The organism is Methanosarcina hadiensis, from assembly GCF_046529725.1.
In the GTDB taxonomy this organism is placed as follows: Archaea; Halobacteriota; Methanosarcinia; order Methanosarcinales; family Methanosarcinaceae; genus Methanosarcina; species Methanosarcina hadiensis.
The window spans coordinates 1,832,478-1,849,123 of record NZ_CP136241.1 but is presented as its reverse complement, the minus strand read 5'-3'; the positions used below and the strand labels follow the sequence as shown (position 1 = coordinate 1,849,123).

Annotated in this window: 18 protein-coding genes and 1 pseudogene; 10 read left to right on the top strand and 9 right to left on the bottom strand. The window is 40.3% G+C overall.

Annotated features, from left to right (window positions below; all coding sequences use genetic code 11):
- Positions 1–158: 158 nt before the first annotated feature.
- Both RSJ42_RS07905 and engB read left to right on the top strand, forming a co-directional pair.
- Positions 159–1,169, top strand: coding sequence for a DHHA1 domain-containing protein (locus RSJ42_RS07905; RefSeq protein ID WP_410510024.1), 1,011 nt, complete (start codon positions 159–161; stop codon positions 1,167–1,169).
- Positions 1,144–1,773, top strand: a complete 630-nt coding sequence (gene engB, locus RSJ42_RS07900; protein ID WP_410510023.1) for a GTP-binding protein EngB — start codon at positions 1,144–1,146, stop codon at positions 1,771–1,773. The genes RSJ42_RS07905 and engB overlap by 26 nt, the downstream gene beginning before the upstream one ends.
- A gap of 139 nt (positions 1,774–1,912) precedes the next feature.
- Here engB and RSJ42_RS07895 read toward each other — a convergent pair whose 3' ends face one another.
- The 4 genes from RSJ42_RS07895 to RSJ42_RS07880 all read right to left on the bottom strand — a co-directional run bounded on the left by RSJ42_RS07895 (position 1,913) and on the right by RSJ42_RS07880 (position 6,572).
- Positions 1,913–3,619 (bottom strand): ATP-dependent DNA ligase, encoded by a 1,707-nt coding sequence (locus tag RSJ42_RS07895; RefSeq protein ID WP_410510339.1) that lies wholly within the window; start codon positions 3,617–3,619, stop codon positions 1,913–1,915.
- 68 nt (positions 3,620–3,687) lie between these two features.
- A complete protein-coding gene (locus tag RSJ42_RS07890) occupies positions 3,688–4,686 on the bottom strand; it encodes a homoserine dehydrogenase (RefSeq protein ID WP_410510022.1) in 999 nt (332 codons plus the stop codon).
- Positions 4,687–4,707: 21 nt separating this feature from the next.
- On the bottom strand, positions 4,708–5,211 hold the full coding sequence (locus RSJ42_RS07885; protein ID WP_410510021.1) for an amino acid-binding protein: 504 nt from the start codon (positions 5,209–5,211) through the stop codon (positions 4,708–4,710).
- 293 nt (positions 5,212–5,504) lie between these two features.
- The gene (locus tag RSJ42_RS07880) at positions 5,505–6,572 is read right to left on the bottom strand and encodes a helix-turn-helix transcriptional regulator (RefSeq protein ID WP_410510020.1); all 1,068 of its coding nucleotides are present in this window, start codon (positions 6,570–6,572) and stop codon (positions 5,505–5,507) included.
- A 213-nt stretch (positions 6,573–6,785) separates the two neighbouring features.
- Between RSJ42_RS07880 and RSJ42_RS07875 the strand changes: the two genes are divergently transcribed.
- The 4 genes from RSJ42_RS07875 to RSJ42_RS07860 all read left to right on the top strand — a co-directional run bounded on the left by RSJ42_RS07875 (position 6,786) and on the right by RSJ42_RS07860 (position 10,041).
- On the top strand, positions 6,786–7,853 hold the full coding sequence (locus RSJ42_RS07875; protein WP_410510019.1) for a chromosome segregation ATPase: 1,068 nt from the start codon (positions 6,786–6,788) through the stop codon (positions 7,851–7,853).
- A 149-nt stretch (positions 7,854–8,002) separates the two neighbouring features.
- Positions 8,003–8,239 (top strand): hypothetical protein, encoded by a 237-nt coding sequence (locus RSJ42_RS07870; RefSeq protein WP_410510018.1) that lies wholly within the window; start codon positions 8,003–8,005, stop codon positions 8,237–8,239.
- A 491-nt stretch (positions 8,240–8,730) separates the two neighbouring features.
- On the top strand, positions 8,731–9,780 hold the full coding sequence (locus RSJ42_RS07865) for a hypothetical protein (RefSeq protein WP_410510017.1): 1,050 nt from the start codon (positions 8,731–8,733) through the stop codon (positions 9,778–9,780).
- Between the two features lie 12 nt (positions 9,781–9,792).
- Positions 9,793–10,041, top strand: coding sequence for a hypothetical protein (locus tag RSJ42_RS07860; protein WP_410510016.1), 249 nt, complete (start codon positions 9,793–9,795; stop codon positions 10,039–10,041).
- A 59-nt stretch (positions 10,042–10,100) separates the two neighbouring features.
- Here RSJ42_RS07860 and RSJ42_RS07855 read toward each other — a convergent pair whose 3' ends face one another.
- Positions 10,101–10,427: a phasin family protein gene (locus tag RSJ42_RS07855; protein WP_410510015.1), complete on the bottom strand. Its 327-nt coding sequence runs from the start codon at positions 10,425–10,427 to the stop codon at positions 10,101–10,103.
- Between the two features lie 775 nt (positions 10,428–11,202).
- The gene (locus tag RSJ42_RS07850; RefSeq protein WP_410510014.1) at positions 11,203–11,397 is read right to left on the bottom strand and encodes a YwbE family protein; all 195 of its coding nucleotides are present in this window, start codon (positions 11,395–11,397) and stop codon (positions 11,203–11,205) included.
- A 116-nt stretch (positions 11,398–11,513) separates the two neighbouring features.
- Between RSJ42_RS07850 and RSJ42_RS07845 the strand changes: the two genes are divergently transcribed.
- From RSJ42_RS07845 to RSJ42_RS07835, 3 genes are all read left to right on the top strand, one after another.
- Positions 11,514–11,768, top strand: coding sequence for a hypothetical protein (locus RSJ42_RS07845; RefSeq protein ID WP_410510013.1), 255 nt, complete (start codon positions 11,514–11,516; stop codon positions 11,766–11,768).
- 355 nt (positions 11,769–12,123) lie between these two features.
- A complete protein-coding gene (locus RSJ42_RS07840) occupies positions 12,124–12,711 on the top strand; it encodes an Ig-like domain-containing protein (protein ID WP_410510012.1) in 588 nt (195 codons plus the stop codon).
- Between the two features lie 502 nt (positions 12,712–13,213).
- Positions 13,214–14,110, top strand: a complete 897-nt coding sequence (locus tag RSJ42_RS07835; RefSeq protein ID WP_410510011.1) for a HEAT repeat domain-containing protein — start codon at positions 13,214–13,216, stop codon at positions 14,108–14,110.
- Between the two features lie 135 nt (positions 14,111–14,245).
- Here RSJ42_RS07835 and RSJ42_RS07830 read toward each other — a convergent pair whose 3' ends face one another.
- The 3 genes and pseudogenes from RSJ42_RS07830 to RSJ42_RS07820 form a co-directional block, all read right to left on the bottom strand.
- Positions 14,246–14,614, bottom strand: a complete 369-nt coding sequence (locus RSJ42_RS07830; RefSeq protein ID WP_410510010.1) for a hypothetical protein — start codon at positions 14,612–14,614, stop codon at positions 14,246–14,248.
- 262 nt (positions 14,615–14,876) lie between these two features.
- Entirely contained in the window at positions 14,877–15,215 is a 339-nt protein-coding gene (locus RSJ42_RS07825) for a hypothetical protein (protein ID WP_410510009.1), read from the bottom strand.
- 604 nt (positions 15,216–15,819) lie between these two features.
- Positions 15,820–16,020 (bottom strand): annotated as a pseudogene (locus RSJ42_RS07820) (transposase); the annotation flags it as partial.
- 215 nt (positions 16,021–16,235) lie between these two features.
- On the opposite strand from RSJ42_RS07820, the gene RSJ42_RS07815 reads away from it, so the two are divergent.
- Positions 16,236–16,604, top strand: a complete 369-nt coding sequence (locus RSJ42_RS07815; protein WP_410510008.1) for a metal-dependent hydrolase — start codon at positions 16,236–16,238, stop codon at positions 16,602–16,604.
- The last annotated feature ends 42 nt before the right edge of the window (positions 16,605–16,646 follow it).

The window sequence follows — 16,646 nt, the reverse complement described above, 5'->3', positions numbered from 1 at the left end:
GTAAAATAGAAATGAACACTCTATGTCCAGACTACCTGAAGATTATATCAACTGGTTAATAAGGAACGCAAACCAATTGAATAATAGACAAAGAATTGGCAACCTGAAAAAGGAATTAAAATCTGAAAAAGGAATTAAAATCTGAAAAAGGAATAATCATGAACGGATCTCAAAACAAGATCAGAGAAAAAACTCTCATCCTTACTCATGGAGACTCCGATGGGATATGTTCGGGAGCACTTGCAAAGAGTGCTTTTCCTGATGCATATGTATATTTTACAAGCCCTGTCAGCCTTCTTGACAAACTGAACATTATAGAAGAGGTTGAGACTCTTATTGTCTGCGATATTGCAATCGATGAAAGGTACTGCACTGAACTTCGCGCCAAACTCGAAGAGCTTACGGAAGGATGCAGCCTTTATTATATAGACCATCACCCTCTTCCGGAAGACTGCAAAAAAGAAAGATGGTTTTACCACGATACCAGTTTATGCTCATCCGAGCTGACTTACAGGGTTTTTGAAGACCGCTTGAGTGAAGAGATGAAAAGAGTTGCTATTTATGGAGCTATCGGTGATTTCTGCGACAACACTCCCTGTGTAAAAAACTGGGTAAAGGACTGGGACAAAAGAAGTCTGTATTTCCAGGCCGGAACCCTTATCCAGGCAATACTTCAGAAAGGAAGAGATTATGAGTTTAAAAGAACTTTACTTGAACCTCTCTCAAAGAATGTGATTCCTTCAAACATTCCCGGTTTGCTCGAACTCGCCAGAGAGGCTGCAATTAATGAAGAGAGCATCCGGCTTTTCGTAAAAGAACATGTTGAAATCCTAAGAAATAGCGCGTATATTGTAAATACGAATAATTCCATTTCAAAAGCAGCAATATATGCGGCCTCCTGCGGCCAGAAAGAGGTTGGAATTGCAGCTGAATATCGGGAGAGAAAAGGTGCATATGACCTGAGCATACGCTCCCGAGGAAAAACAGATCTAAACCGAATTCTTCGCTCGGTTGCTCCTAAGTTTGGAGGGAGTGGCGGTGGACACCCTGTTGCAGCAGGAGCACGCATACCCGAAGGTTCACTGAAAGGTTTTCTCCTGGCTTTTGATAAGAAGATCGGAGAAACAAAAGAGGTAAAACTAAATGAAAACCAGCAAGACTGCAGCTGAAAGCGGTATAAACCTTGAGATCATATTTGTAGGACGTTCTAACGTGGGTAAGTCTTCCCTCCTTAAGGAGCTTTTCGGGGCAAAGGTAAAGGTAGGAAAACGTCCGGGAGTAACATTGCGCCCGACACATGCTCATGTTTCGGATCTACTTATAACTGATATGCCAGGATTCGGGTTCATGAGCGGGGTGAAAGACAGAAAGCAGGATATAGTGAAAGACAAAACCGTGCATTATATTGAAGACAATGCCGAAAGAGTCAAAATTGGTGTCCTTGTAATAGACGGGCCAGCTCTTCCAGAAATAGTTGACAGGTGGGACTCAAGGGACCAGATCCCTATCGACGTTGAAATGTTTGATTTCCTGAGAGAGATAGGGATCGACACTATTGTTGCTGCCAATAAGATGGACAGAGTAAAAGAAAACGAATATGATCCCCTCCTCGACGAGATTGCTGTCCGCCTGGGACTTGAGCCGCCGTGGCAGAACTGGAAGCATATTATAGCTCCGATCAGTGCCAAGAAAGGAGACCTCAAAGCTTTAAAAGGGCTTCTCAGGGACAGGCTTCACGAAATGAAAAGGGATGACCTGTTCAAGTATATTTGACATTATATTTGACTGAAAGTATATTCTGCAGTATTTGACTGAAAGTATACTTGAAAAGTATATTTGAGTTATAGATACTGGCTTAAGTCTTAAAAATCTGCTTCTATTTAGTACATAAACATTTTCGAAGGTTGAGGGTTTAGAGCCTTTTTATTTGCTGGCTATATACTCGCCCTATTCTCTGGATCGTATCCGCCTCTTCGGGGTCCTTATCGTCCCGGATGCGGATAAATCGGGGAAAACGAAGTGCAAAGCCAGAATCATAGTTGGGGCTTTTCTGGATTTCTTCAAATGCAATTTCAAGAACAACCTTTGGCCTTATAGCAAATACTCCTCCGGCTTCTCCGCCTTCCATTAACCCTGAGAGTATTTCCGTAAGTTCCTTTAACTGCTCATCACTAAGCCCTGTGCCTACCTTGCCAACCTGCAGGAAACGGGAAGTATCCGGGTCGTAGCAGGCAACAGTATAAGAGCCTATAAGGTTTGCCCTGCGCCCGAAGCCCCATTCGGCTCCTACAATTACTAGATCAAGCGTATCCATAAGGGGTTTTTTCTTGAGCCAGTTTTTGCCGCGCTTGCCGGGAGAATAAACAGAATTCGGGTTTTTGACCATGACTCCTTCATGCCCTGCTTTTAAGGCTTCCCTGTAGATCTTTTCCACAAGCTCAAGGTCTCCGGTTATTACCTGCTTATCAACGCAGATTGATTTGGAATCCTCAACAGAACTCTCCACGCAGGACTCGAGTGCTTTTCTCCGCTCAATAAGGGGAAGGTCTATCAGGGTTTTGCCGTTCAGGTACATTATGTCGAAAAGGTTGAGCTGGATAGGAATTCCGATTATTTTTTCCCTGACATCATACTTGCGCCTGAACCGTTTGAGAATTTCCTGAAAAGCCCTTGGCTTTCCATCTTCATCTACAGCTACGGCTTCTCCATCAAGGATTGCAGACTCGGCTTTCACATGTTTCCTGACTATTTCAACAAGGTCAGGCAGGGAATTGGTAACGTTTTCAAGCTTCCGCGAAAAAAGAGTAACGGAATTTGCGTTTTTGTGGATCTGGACTCTGGCCCCATCGAATTTCCATTCAACAGCAGCCTCTTTCATATCCCTTATATCGGCATCTATGTCAGGGCTGATTTGAGAAAGCATCATTTTGATTGGGCGGTTGATTTCGATTCCCAGAGTCTCAAGGGCTCCTGTGCCGCCTTTTTTAGCAGCTGCAGCCACTATCCCGAGGTCGTTCGTAACCATGAAGGAATGTTCCACAATATCTGCAGGGACTGAGAAAGCTCTAGCAATAGCGTCTCTGACAACCCCTTCCCCCACGCCTATCCTGAGCTCTTCAAGCGCTAGCCTGGAGATATATTTGGCTTCTCTCGGGGTTGATGAAGTAAATAGAAACTGAAGATTTCTGACCTTAACATCCTGTGAACCTTTCCCGGATGCTTCGGATGCAATCTTGAAACGCCTGTAAACCTCTGTTATTGAGAGTTCAGGTTGTTCTTCAAGAAATGAAGAAAATGTTACCTGGTTCTTTCGTCTTTCTTTCAGAATAAGAAGCGCTGTGTCCCCGATGTCCCCTGTAGTCCGGACGAGGGATTCTATACTGTGCAGGGACATGCCTGAGGCTTTTGAGAGAGAAACATAAAGAAGGCTTGTGCCAATTCCGAGCTGTTTCCCACTCCAGGCAGGAAAAACTTCACTCATAATAAAATGGGTAGCAAGCGGAAGCTCTTCAACGTCAACTTTTTTGAGAAGGTCAGCAACCTTATTTGTTGTTTCTATAGTACTGGATATTTTTTCGATTGCCTGGCACGTTTCTGCAAATTCCCTGAAACTTGTCATGGTCCACACAGCCTGTTTATTATTTTGTTTTTCATTTTTCTGATCTATGAAAGCCAGATTTTCAGCAGTTACCGGTTTCCGTAGATTGCGATAAGATCGCTGAGAATTGCACTTGATGTTTCTATAGGGCCTGCGCCCTTGCCCGTGACCGTAATTTCTCCCGCAAGCTCGGTATCTATGGAAGCCACATTAAGAGTCCCTCTTACATCAAGGGGGTGGTTAACAGGCACAAGCCTTGGAGCGACCTGGATTTTTTCCCTGCTTACCTCTCCTATAAGCTTTATAACATGCCCTCTTTCATACGCCATTTCCAGAGCTTCAGGGGTAATTTTCGTGATTCCCGTAACCTCGACATCCCTGTATGTTACATTGAGCCCGAAGATTGCATTGGCAAGAATTACGAGCTTACAGGCGGTGTCAATCCCATCAACATCATATGTAGGGTCGGTCTCGGCAATTCCAAGTTCCATGGATTCGGCAAGAATATCTTTGTAACTTGCCCTTTCTTCAAGCATCCGGGTAAGGATATAGTTGCATGTTCCGTTCAGAATCCCTTTGATGCTTTTAAGCCTGTTTCCTGCAAGAACCTCATTTGCCAGGTTAATAATGGGCATGGAGCCGCCGACAGTAGCTTCGAACCTGAATCTTGATCCGGCAGTTTTTGCAGCTTCCATGAGTTCTCTGTACTTTAGAGTGAGCGGACCTTTATTGGAGGTAATCACATCTTTACCGGTCTCAAAGGCTGCAAACATATTCTGAAGACCCGCCCCTCCCGTGACGATGTTTGTGGGAGTCGTCTCTATTACAAGCTCGTGATCCACAGATTTTATAACTTCGACACCTGTAAGTTTTTCTATGGCAACCGTACCCTTCGTTCTTTTACGGAAAATGCAGTCCGCAAGGTCCACGCCATTGGGATTGATGGTAGCTCCTCTGGAGTCGACAACAGCAACCACCAGAACTTCCAGCCCGATACTTTCCAGATACTCTTTTTTCTTAAGAAGTACTTCAGCTACACCCTGTCCGATTGCACCAAATCCTAAAATAGAACAGCGCACTGTTTTCATATTATCAAATCTCCTTGTTTTTCAGGCCTGGATGTTTATTGGAAGCACCATCAGCAAATCTTTTTTTGCCGAGACTTTTTTCAGGATATCAAGTGCCTTTTGCAGATCCTCTTTGCCAACAGCGTCAATCCTGATCAGAGCTGAAGAAAGAAGATTAATGCCTGGCATGGATAGCGAGAGATCCACGACCTCTGCAAATCCTGTCTTGTCAATCTCGTCAATCGTATCCTGTATCCCTGTATGGACCACGTGACCTATCAGAACTACATTTATGCTTTCTCTAAAGCGCTGTTCTCCGACTCTGACGACTCTTATCCCGTTTTCCTCAAGTTTTGCCTTTATTGCTCCTATATTCTCAGGTTTTGTTTCAAGTACAAGCTGTACGGGCACAGTCTTTCTGGGTGTTCTCTTCTGATGGTGATGTAAAACCGTTATCAGGTTAGCTTTGAATTCCGAAAGAGGCTGGAGGGCTAAAAGCATTTGCCCGGGCACATCCTTCAATTCAATGTCCATGGAAACTCGCATAATGTCCCTCATGCAATTTATAATATCCAAATGTGTCAGATAATGACATGTTATTTTTAGGAAGTACAATATTTATAATCAGTAATTAATCCGGTAATCCTGCAAAGATAGTCCTGGTATGCAAAGCGGGATAGGCAGGGATGTCATATGCCAGATATTTCAAATTTTATGAACCTTTCCTGCTGCTTAGTAGATAAATTCAGTTATATAGTTTACTATTTACTGTTTTTCAAAATAAGTTAAAGTAGTGATTTGTAATAAATATTACAATTCTTTTCTTAGTAATATCCTCCTTACTCTTTCTTTTCCTGAGAGCCTGCCAGCCTGAGAACCTCGTTATCAGGAATTCTTATAATGTTTCCTCTGCCTTTTTTGAACTTTTCAACCAGTCCGCGTTCTTCGAGATCAGAAAGCATAAGACTGACTTTAGACTCTGAATATGGAGATTTTTTACGGAGTTCTCTCTGAGTGATTCGATTTCCACTGGCTCGGATGATATCCATAATTTCTTTCAGGTCATCAGGGAGGCTCGCGTCAGGACTTTCAGGACTTTCGGAGCTTAATGGATCACTTTTCCCTTCAGAGAGAGAGTTAGCTGGTACTTTTAAGTCATCTGGTGACTCTATAGCCTGCTTCACAGGTGTCTCTGCATTAAAAGTATCTCCTTCTAAAGCTTGAGGTGCAGAAGACTCGTAATCTGACATGGAGGTTTCTTCAATTGAATCGGCTTCAGCGGGTTCTGTATATCCGGATGTTTTTGTTTCTATTGTGGAATACTCAGGTGCCAGGATAACTGTCTCTGATGCTCCTGGTTTTAGTGCATAATGGTTCTGGAATTCCCCTGGAGAGCCGAACTTTCCATTAGGGCTTCTTTTCTCCTTTATTATAAAGTAACCAGCCAGAAGCAGGATACAGAGTGAAAGTAGAGCGAAGATCAAGACCGTATTCTGTGAGTCTGCCTTAGATTTGGTTTCTTCTTCAAGATCCAGGTCAACATTTTCGAAACCCTCCTCGTTAAGAAGCTCTTCCGGATAAGCAGGGAAAAGGAGAAGATCGTGAACATAATCTCCATCATCGGAAATTGTAACTACCTCCTCAGTCTCATAAATTACAGTATTCTCTTCTATATAACTGGCATTTATCAGGTATGTTCCAGGCGTAAGGTTAAAGGAATATTCTGCATCGGTTGCAACGAAATACTGCTCTGGAGTAGAATTGATCTCAACTATTGAGTTTTCCAGAGGTTTAAAGCTGTACCACTCGTATACGGTCCCGTGAATTGTCGCAGCAAGCGCATTTCCCTGGAGGCATGTCAGGAAAATTAACGCACAGGCGATCATGCAGAGCTTTTTAAAATTCACGAAGCTTTAAATGATTTTTTAGCATAAATCTTTTGCTTTCCTTACCAGGGGTTAAAATACACTGAAGGCAAATTAAAGTTTTATCAAGAAAATAGAGATCTTATCAAGCTTGAAGGCCTGGAAATTAATATTGATCAGTTCTATTCCGAAAAGTATACTTATATTTCCTTATTCTATATCACAGTATTATAAGTTGCCAAAGGAGGCAGTCAGATGAAAAAATTACCTCTTATTAAATATCTGGCTTATATTATATTTATATTAATTATATTCAGCATACTGGCTGGAGAAGCATTTGCTGCCGGACCTTTCTCGGAAAACGGAAACGGAAATCAGTATGCAAACAAAAATATTATTGATATAGAAAATTATGAAAAAGATAGTTCGAATAACACTAATGATACCAATAACACCAGCGGCACTGAAAATTCCAGTTCTGGAAACTTAAAGGACGAGAATAAAGATCAAACACAGGATAGGGACAGATATTCTACATATAGACAACAAAGAGAACAGATACGTGAAGATCTCCAGTTACAAAAGGATGAATACAGGGAAGCAAAAGAAGACTTCCTCAAGGTAAAAAATCAAATTCAGGCAGGAAAGCTTAACCCCGGCTCTGAAGAAGCTATAGACGCCACAAAACTCTACCTTAATTCCAGCATCAGTTATATGATAGCCCATTTAAAGAATGTAAAAACCAATATGCAATACTCAAACGGCAGTGGAGTTGAAGAAAAAACTGCTTCCATAGACGAAAGTATTAAACTGCTTGAAGCTGAACGGGCAGAAGTTGAAGACGCTTCAAATCAGCAGGAGCTTATAACCGCTGTCAGGTCCGTGCATGCAATATGGACTGATGCGCAGAAAACCAGCCTGGCGGGTTCAGGACAGATTGTCAGCCAGAGGATAGGGGAGTTTCTCGACAAGTCTGAAAATCTCTCCGAAGAACTCGATGTAGAAATCCAGAGGCTGAACGAAACAGGCGTCTATACTGCTAATCTTCAAACTAGGCTTGCCAGCTATAAGCTATATATAAAAGCCGCCCAGGAGAAAAAAGCAGCTGCTGATACAATTTATGGAAATGAAAGCGTTACCCAGAAAGATCTGGAAGTAGCAAATAATTACCTGCGTGAAGCTCTGAATAATGTTAATAAGGCAAATCAGATACTCAAAGTAATTTTTGATGAACTGAAAGAACACGGCTTTAAAGAAATTAGTGAAACTGGAACTGAAAATAGCTTAAAAACCGAAATTAATAATACTACAAATACATATTAATCCCACCTGTATAAAATAATAATTATTCATCTGCAAAAACGGTACTCCTGTAAAAAATGAATTTATCCAGAAGGAAAAACAAAAAAATCCCCCGGGAGAAAAGATTGAAAATTTCTCCAGGTACAGATTTAGAACTGAGGAGGCAGAAAATGGCTAAACTTGCTCACCTGTTTGTACTGGCAGCTTTGATTGTCTGGCTTGCAGGGTCCGGCTGTATTGGGAATAATGATGAAGAGGAGACAGGAATTGCCCCCGGTCCAGAAGCAGGAAATGGAGATAATTCAGAGGGACTTACTCAGGCTGAGATTCAGGAAATTAATGATGATATGATTGAACTTGAGAACCTGCTGGCAAATGCAAGCGTTGAGGAAGAAATAGTCTTTTGATAACCCTGAGAGTGAATAAAGAAAGGTGAATATAAAGAAAATGCTAACCTGAAAAGATCCTTTCTTACTCTCGTCTTCAAAAAATCTTCTCCAAATATCTTCTCTAAAAATTTCTCCAATTATCTTCTCCAATTATCTTCTTCAAAATCCTCTTTAAAAATCTTCTTTTCAAGCATCAATATGATTTTTAATTCATCGTTTGATGATCCGTTAATTATTATCCATTACCTGTGATACGGAAAAACGGCATTTTTAAAAAGCATTTTTGCATATCTGGGTAAACTCATACAAAAATTAAGTATAAAAGCTTTGCTTCAATTACTGATTTTTTTCGGGAATTAAAGTCCTTAAAACCCTGTATAACATATAAAAGAAACATAAAGCCTTTGAGTGCTCATTTTTCGACCAATCATCTGCTATTATGAAAAATATGCTTATATATTCCTCCTTCATATAAAGTAACAGTTAGTAAATTTAGAGGGAGGAGTCGTATGGTAAAATTAGCGAAAGTAATTCGCTATATTTCTTATATAACTTTATTATTAATCCTTTTTAGCGTTCTGTCGCCAGCAGCTCTTGCCGGGAACGGGCCAGCACCGGATAACAATGGCAAAAAAGAAAGGGCACATGAAGCCCTTCAGAAAAAAAACATGGTTCAGGAAGAAAACCAGTCCGGAAATCAATCAGAAGACGAAACTCTGGAACAAAAACAGTTTCGTGAAGAATCCATGGAAAAGAAACAGATAAAAGAGCAGCTCAGGATTCAGAGAAATAATTACCAGGCTTCCAAGAAAAACTTCCTTTCTATTCGGAAAAATCTCAGATCAGGAAACTATGATGAAGAAGACCTGAACATCACAAGAGAATACCTGAGTGCAAGCATTGATTATATGATAGCCCAGCTTGAAAAAGTCAAATATAACATTGAACAGTCAAACGGTAACGGCACAGAAGCCAGAATTACTTCTATTGAAGATAGAATAAACCAGTTGCAGGAGGAAAAGAAAGCAATAGAAGAAGCCGAAGACCTTGCAGACTTAACAAATGCAACAGAATCGGTACGTGGCGTCTGGAACAATGTAAAAAACAGGACGGCCGTAGAGACAGGGGAGGCTGCCTGTGAGAAGATAGACGGTTTCGTTAACAGATCAGGTGCGGTTTCAAATAAGATCGAGAAGGAAATTGAAAACCTGAACGAAACAGGAGTTAATACAACCGGCCTTGAGGCAAAGCTTGCCGATTATAAAGCCCTGATGGATTCAGCCAGAGAAAATAATGAAGCAGCAAAAGAGATCCACAGTAAAGAAAACATCACCGAAGAAGAACTTCGTAAAGCAGACAGCTACCTGCAAAATTCACTTGAAGAAATAAAAGAGGCAAACCAGATCCTTAACGAGATCTATGGAGAACTGAAACAGTACAGGGTCGAAGAGCCCAAAAGAGACAGGATCCGAGGTGTCCCGGGAACCGAACTTAATAATACTGAAAATCTAACAGTTGACGAATCTGAAAATTTAACCTGGGAAGGACTGGAGAGTTAAGGGGGCAAAATAATGGTAAAATTCACACATGTGTTTGTAGTATCAATTTTAATCTTCTGGCTTGTAGCATCAGGTTGCACAGGAAACGATACTGATTCAGGAGAGGCAGATCTGCAGGAGATGCCCGGAGCAGATGGCAGCGAAAACGCATCAGTAGAACAGTTAACAGAAGCAGATATCCATGAGTTTGAACAGAACGTCACAGACCTTGAAGAGCTTCTCAATAATTCAAGTGAAGAAATAGTTGTAGAAGGACTCTAAAAATAAGAGGTTCTAAGAATAAGAAATTCTAAGGACTTTAAGAATAGAAAAAGATGCTCTCACTTGAAGAACATCTTTTCTTTATTTTTCATTTTCTGGACTTCTTCCTCCAGAATCTCTAACCTTGACTCGAGCTCATGCATATCTTTTTTTGTAAAAAAGTCTGCCTTTGAGATTGTATCCTGTATTTTCTCAGATATTTTCTTTTCGAGGTCGATTCTCTGTTTTTTGCTTTCTTCAACAAGCTCCTGAACAGCTTTTTTGCCGTCCTCTCTGCTGATATCCCCTTTGTCGACCAGGTCTTTTACGAGCTCATTTACTTTTTCTTCAGTCATTGCCCACAGGCCAGCCCCTATGAGCCCAAGCTTTCGAACAGATTCTTTCATTGTATAAACACGCATCCTGAATTCTTAATCTGGAAACAAATATTTCAAACGATGTATGAGATATTAAAAACTGATAATGTATTAAAAGGTAGTAATGTGTTAAATATACTTTTATTATTGGAAGAGTACCGGGTTTTAACAGCACAGAATTACTTCCCTCAATTTGTTATTTTTCTTGAAAATACCCCTGATTGGCTAAATTGCAGGAGGAGAAGGCAGAGATTATAAGACGGCGGAGGTTTTGATTGAGAGGATAAAAGTAGAGAAAGAGAAAGGTGGAAAGAAGCGATAATTCTTTTGCTACTTTTTTAATTCAATTTCTTTCTTTTTTGTTTGGCATGAAAGTACTTTCACGTACTTTCATTTTTTGGGCATATTATTCGAAGAATATCATGTGCATTTTTTATGTTCCCAATAGGGATACACTATTATGGACCGAGTGAGATACAAGACGGCTATTGCTCCGAATATGTATTTCACGTTCATGTTCATTATTTATCCCTTAATTCGTCGGTGTTAAGGATTTAACACAAAATGTTAAATTCATTGGGAGCATTTCAAAATAAGGATGTATCCTGCTGGCCCTTCTCTTCTGGAATTCATACTGGATAATCTTAATACTGAAAATCTGCCTGGAAAAGTAAGAAATTTATTCTACTTTACGATTGGTGTGTTTGCTTCTGCAATTTTCTTTTTTTGTATTTTCCGCCTGCTTAAAATAGCTTTTTTATAAATATCAGTAACTGCTGTCTTGAAAAGAATGGATCACAGCTTTTTAATGGATTTCCTTGACTCCTCCAACCTGCCTGTCCGTTAATTGAACTTTTATCCCATGCGGATGAGTTGAAGAGCTGGTTAATATTCTCATTACAACACCCTGGGTAATTTTCCCGGTTCTCTGGTCTTCCTTTAAGACGATTCCTGCTTTCAGACCGGGTCTGATGTTTGATCTTATATTGCCATTGTTCATGGCGGAAAGTAAGTTTGGGATTATATAAATCAATACATTCTGAGAAATTAAAATAGGAGAAAGGCGAAATTACACCGAAATGATGCACCTTTACTTTTAAAACAGTAAGAAATAGCTTGCTGCTTTATTCACTTATTGTCTTTGCTGACTCAATTGAAGCAAAAGTTATAGCGGCAAGAGAAAAAACAGAAAAACTAAGACAATCCATTCTTACAAAAGCGTTTTCAGGCGAACTTGTCGAAACAGAGGCTGAGATTGCAAGAAGGAAAGGCAGGGAGTATGAGACGGCGGAGGTTTTGATTGAGAGGATTAAGGAAGAGAGTGGGAAGGGTGAGAAGAAAAAAGTCAAAGTTGCGCTGATGACCCGCTAGCTTTCTGCGAATCAACATACTGAAATGTAAGGGGATTTCCTGTTTATTCCGCGTATATTTCTTTTTTCTTTAAGCTTCGAATTTATTCCTGCATTTATAAAATACAAATAGTCTATTGAACATGCAAACGGACTACTACAATTATTTATTAAACCAATATTATATATGCCAATAATATTATCGAATATATATCCAGGAAACACATAATCAAACTCAAAACCGACTGGTAATTTATGCCATTCATCTCAGAAAAAAGCATGCTACTTAAGTTATAAACTGAGTCAGGAGATGTACCTGGAGAAAATTTACTGAGTTGAGTAAGATTCAGGTTGAATACAAAAAAGGATAGGAATACGTGGGGGGTAAAGAACTGAGAAGGAAATATGTGTTTGAAAAGAAAGAACATATACTTGGTGGTCTGTTAGTAGGGACAACAGTGGGGACAGCCGCCGGAGTTGTGACAGGCTTTGTTGCAGGCGTTGCTGCGAAATATGCTTATGATAAATTTATTAAAGAAAAAAGGGTATACAGAAAACTCCATTTAGTTCCAAAGAAGGTACTTAAACGCCCATATCCTGCTACTGTGAAGGCTGTTTATCCGGATCATAAAACATTTTCCAGGGACCCGAGATCTCCCATCTGGATCGAATTCGATGCAGCTATTGACAGTTCTACAGCCACGAAGGATACGGTTATAGTCAGGAGTTCAGCTTCCGAAAATCCTGTAGACGGTACTCTTGATGCCAGTGCCAGAACGCTGATGTTCAGGCCTTCTAAAGAATATCCTCTTGGAGAAGAAGAGACTAAAATCTCTGTTACTTTGATAGGCACTGACACTGGATCAGGAGCTATCAAAGATGTAAAAGGTGTTCCTTTTGATGGAGACAAAGATGGAGAAGCTGGCGGAGATTACACACACGAGTTCAAGATTTCGAAAAAATAAAACCTTTTCTTCAGTATTTTTTTCATTTTTAGAAAGTATCCGGGTGTTTTTTAGAAGGTATCTGAGTATTATGATTACTCAATGTTTAACCTTATCCTCCGATGTTACTTTATCATGCATTGAACTTTCAAATGCGCGTTGAACTTTCAATTTTTTGATCCTGGGTTATTTCAGGCAGAAAGGTATAAATTATTTGAATAAGTTATTTGTTATTGCTGTTGCAGAAACTGTAGTAATAGCGATGTTTGTCTCAAGCATGTAGAATAACCCGCAAAAAAAGGTATTGACCAGTACATTGACCAGTACCTTGTTTGCAGGCTTACTATTTCCATAAAATGACTTGGAAGCTATAAGGTGAAGTTCAGAGAAATGCAGTTATTATAAAAATAATTTGAGCAGTAATCATAATTTCCCTGAACATATTATAAACTGAATACTTAACCAGAGTAAATCATTTAAAATGCTAATTTTTAAGAGCAAATAATATTGCTGGTGAAGATTCTTGGCAGATCAATCTGGTATACATGAAAAAACATTTAGCCCGATTTCAGATGAAAGAATTGATGCCTTACAACAACTCACAGTATTTTTCAAATCATGCCCGGACAGAAAACAGGCTCTGGAAGACATTCTCAGGCTTTGCTCCGATGAAAATAAAACTCTCAGAATAAAAGCGATAAATGCTCTTGAAACAGTTTTCCCGGAACTTCCGGACGAGGAAAAAGAAGAGGTCTGGAACAGCCTGCTCGGACTTATAGGGACTGAAGATCCGGAAGTCTGGAAAGCCGTGGCTCTATTCCTTATTTTTATATTCAGTTATATGCCGGAAAAAAAGGATGCCTGGGACTGTCTTCTCCGGCTGGCTGGAGATGAGAACAGGCATATAAGAGAGCATGCAGTAGAAGCTTTAATCCTGCTTCTACCTTCCGCGACGGACAGGGAAAAAGTATGGGACGATTTTATAGCCCTTGCAGGAAGCAGGTATGAAGAAATCCGTGAACTTGCTTCTGATGCCTTTATTTTGATATACCCTTACTTGAAAGACAGGGAAAAGGTCTGGGAAAGCCTGCTGAAACTTGTAGAGAACGGAGATAACTATGTGAGGGAAAGAGCCGGAGATATCATGGCACGTGTCTTCCATCAGCTCGCTGATCAAAAGAAAGCCATGAAAGATGTCGAAAATCTGACTACGAAACAGATGGACTACACAGCCCGCAGGGCTTTAGGAGTATTGAGAGAGGATTATCCCGAACTTTCAGAAGCAGAAAACCCGGCTGAAGAGCTTTATAAGCTTGCAGTAAAAAAGGCTCCTTATGCAAGATGGAAGGTTTCGGACACAGCAGAAAAAGATCAGGTATCTTCCAGCGAAAAAAGAAAAGAAGGAGAAGCCGAAAATTAAGGAATAAAAAGCTTAGAGATGGAGATTCTAAAATTAAACGTTCTTCCACGCCGCTTATTTAAAGATAATATTTTAGTGTCACTTACTCAATGATGCTATTTATTCAATAATGCTACTTATTCATGATCATGCTTTTCAGTCCGGCAGTTGCACAATCGCTGCCAGTACCTCCTCTTCCCCAATTACCCTTGTGACGTGTCCCTGTCCTTCGGTATCTTCAAGCAGCATTACGCTTCCGGGACCGAAGAGGCGGATTTCCCCATCGCTTACTTTAACCTCTGTTTTCCCGGAAAGGAAAAAGAATATCTGCTTATGCGGGGCCGGATGCCAGTCTCCAAACCAGCCGGGAGGAATCAGGAAAAATACGTACCTGGACGCCTGGTAGAAAGTCGAAAGGAAGACCGAAGGAGCAGGCGGGGCAAAATCCACTTCTGCAAATTCGATATCTCTGTCCTCAAAGTGTGACAGACCTTCAGAGTCAGTATATACTCGTATGTATTTCATTCAGAATATACCCCCAATTTATTTGTTTGAAAAAAGGATATAATCCTTTGCATCTAATTCTTTTGTCCTGAATTGATACGAAGGACAAAGCATACCTTAAGAAAATTGCAAAAATAAGAAAAAAGTAGTTTTCAACTTGATTAAATAGTTTGATGCTTTTTTGGTCCCGATCTCCTGCTTTTTCATCTTCATTTCATAATTTTTTCTATTTCCGGAAAGTCGGGAGAACTTCTCCCTTTTGAAAATCGCAGTTACTGTTCCTTCACGAACCTTTGCATTCGTCAACAAACAGCATTACTCTCTCGTCTGCGGTCTCACAGCTAACCCAGAAGGGTTTTTCTTCGATTGTAATAGTAAGAAGGGACTTTCCATCCCATTCAAAGCTTCCGGTAACCCCTTTTCCTGAAATTTCTCCTTCATTTCCCGGCGGGACATCAATCCCATAATTCTGAAGCCTGCTCTTCATACACTCAAACGCATCAGGTGTAACATTAATAAATGTTATAGATTTACAGCTGTTCTCTTCACTCTGTGCCTGAGCTAATCCGAGGGAAAAAATCAGGCAGCTTAATAACAGAAGAACTATAGATTTCGTTTTCATTCTTCAACCCCCATGTGCATACTCAGCCATTCTGCTTATTGAATGCCAGAACATTTGTTAAAAAGTAAATTAATACTCCAGCTAAATATACCACTTAATATTAAATGAATAATATTATTACATGTTTATAATAGCCAATCTATATCAAGTATAAACTCCAGTTTAAAATATTAATTTTCTCAAGTACAGATTTATTTAGTTTCCAGATAATAACTTTGTCAATATCCAGCGTGATTTATCAAGCTTTCATAGATGTGAACGAAGAAGGAACGGAGGCTGCCGCAGCTGCAATATCGGAAATGTTAGCAGCTCACCAATGGTGCCATGTCCAGGGGAGTTCAGAGCCGACCATCCGTTCATGTTCTTTATAGAAGATCGGAGAACAAACAGCGTCTTTTCATGGGGAAAGTTGAATCTCCAGAGTACGAGGAAACTAAAAGGCTTTAGAGCTTGCACTGAAAAGTAACTGGAACAGGAATTATGCAGTGAACTTATTTTGATTCTCTCTTTTTCATTTTTCGAAAGCTGGGAGATCATCTCTTTTCAGTAGATCTTTTCTCTTCAGTAGATTGTCTCTCTCCAGTTTTCCATTCGTTATTTTGATGAATTCCACAAACAAATGAACGTGAGTGTCGACAATTTCAAGAGCATGAAGCCTGTAGCCCTGATCATTGCAAATGTTATTAAACATTAAACCACAATCCTTAATCTGCTTACTGTAGAATATATTGTATAGATACTTTGGGCACCAGCATGAGATAGCGGTAATCTGACCATAACAATGGCTAAAAATGTTCAATTCCAACGTGTATCACATCCAGGCTATAGGCGGCTGGCACCATCTGTGGCTATGGTGCCCGATCGAGCTCATTTAACAAAAAAAGCAAATTACGTATATAAAGTGAAAAACGAAGAGGCTAGGGTTCTCTTCATTCCTGACCTGAAGGTCGAGGTATTCGTGAGATTCTTCATTCCCATTGTATAAAATGACAGAACAGGCTGGAAAACGGTGGATATATTTTGTCAGGTAGAAAAACGCACACAGCAGCAGGATTATTAGTTTCTTTCTTCCTTTTGTTGGACCTGGCTTCAAAAGGACCTGTTCTAAGCCCGATAATTCCTACAATAGCTTTAGTATCCTCTATGATTGGTTCCGTCCTGCCAGATATTATCGAGCCTCCCAGAAACCGTCGCCACAGAAAGTTCTTCCATTCGCTGTTTTTTCTGGCACTTCTCCTGGCGTTTCTGCATAATGCATATGCGTTACTTCTAACAGGCGGTCTGTCAGATGAAGTTACCTTTGTATTCTTCTTTGCAGGGGCAGGATATGCTTCTCATCTGGTTCTCGATGCACTTACGCCTTCAGGGCTTCCGGTTGTGGGGCTGTGAGCGGTTTCTTTAAATCTCGACCCATAAAACATCACTCATTTT

Bases quoted from the DNA above. Each gene is read 5' to 3' on its own strand.
- RSJ42_RS07905 (WP_410510024.1), top strand. From the start codon at position 159: ATGAACGGATCTCAAAACAAGATCAGAGAAAAAACTCTCATCCTTACT.
- engB (WP_410510023.1), top strand. From the start codon at position 1,144: ATGAAAACCAGCAAGACTGCAGCTGAAAGCGGTATAAACCTTGAGATC.
- RSJ42_RS07895 (WP_410510339.1), bottom strand. From the start codon at position 3,619: ATGACAAGTTTCAGGGAATTTGCAGAAACGTGCCAGGCAATCGAAAAA.
- RSJ42_RS07890 (WP_410510022.1), bottom strand. From the start codon at position 4,686: ATGAAAACAGTGCGCTGTTCTATTTTAGGATTTGGTGCAATCGGACAG.
- RSJ42_RS07885 (WP_410510021.1), bottom strand. From the start codon at position 5,211: ATGCGAGTTTCCATGGACATTGAATTGAAGGATGTGCCCGGGCAAATG.
- RSJ42_RS07875 (WP_410510019.1), top strand. From the start codon at position 6,786: ATGAAAAAATTACCTCTTATTAAATATCTGGCTTATATTATATTTATA.
- RSJ42_RS07870 (WP_410510018.1), top strand. From the start codon at position 8,003: ATGGCTAAACTTGCTCACCTGTTTGTACTGGCAGCTTTGATTGTCTGG.
- RSJ42_RS07865 (WP_410510017.1), top strand. From the start codon at position 8,731: ATGGTAAAATTAGCGAAAGTAATTCGCTATATTTCTTATATAACTTTA.
- RSJ42_RS07860 (WP_410510016.1), top strand. From the start codon at position 9,793: ATGGTAAAATTCACACATGTGTTTGTAGTATCAATTTTAATCTTCTGG.
- RSJ42_RS07855 (WP_410510015.1), bottom strand. From the start codon at position 10,427: ATGAAAGAATCTGTTCGAAAGCTTGGGCTCATAGGGGCTGGCCTGTGG.
- RSJ42_RS07850 (WP_410510014.1), bottom strand. From the start codon at position 11,397: ATGAACAATGGCAATATAAGATCAAACATCAGACCCGGTCTGAAAGCA.
- RSJ42_RS07830 (WP_410510010.1), bottom strand. From the start codon at position 14,614: ATGAAATACATACGAGTATATACTGACTCTGAAGGTCTGTCACACTTT.
- RSJ42_RS07825 (WP_410510009.1), bottom strand. From the start codon at position 15,215: ATGAAAACGAAATCTATAGTTCTTCTGTTATTAAGCTGCCTGATTTTT.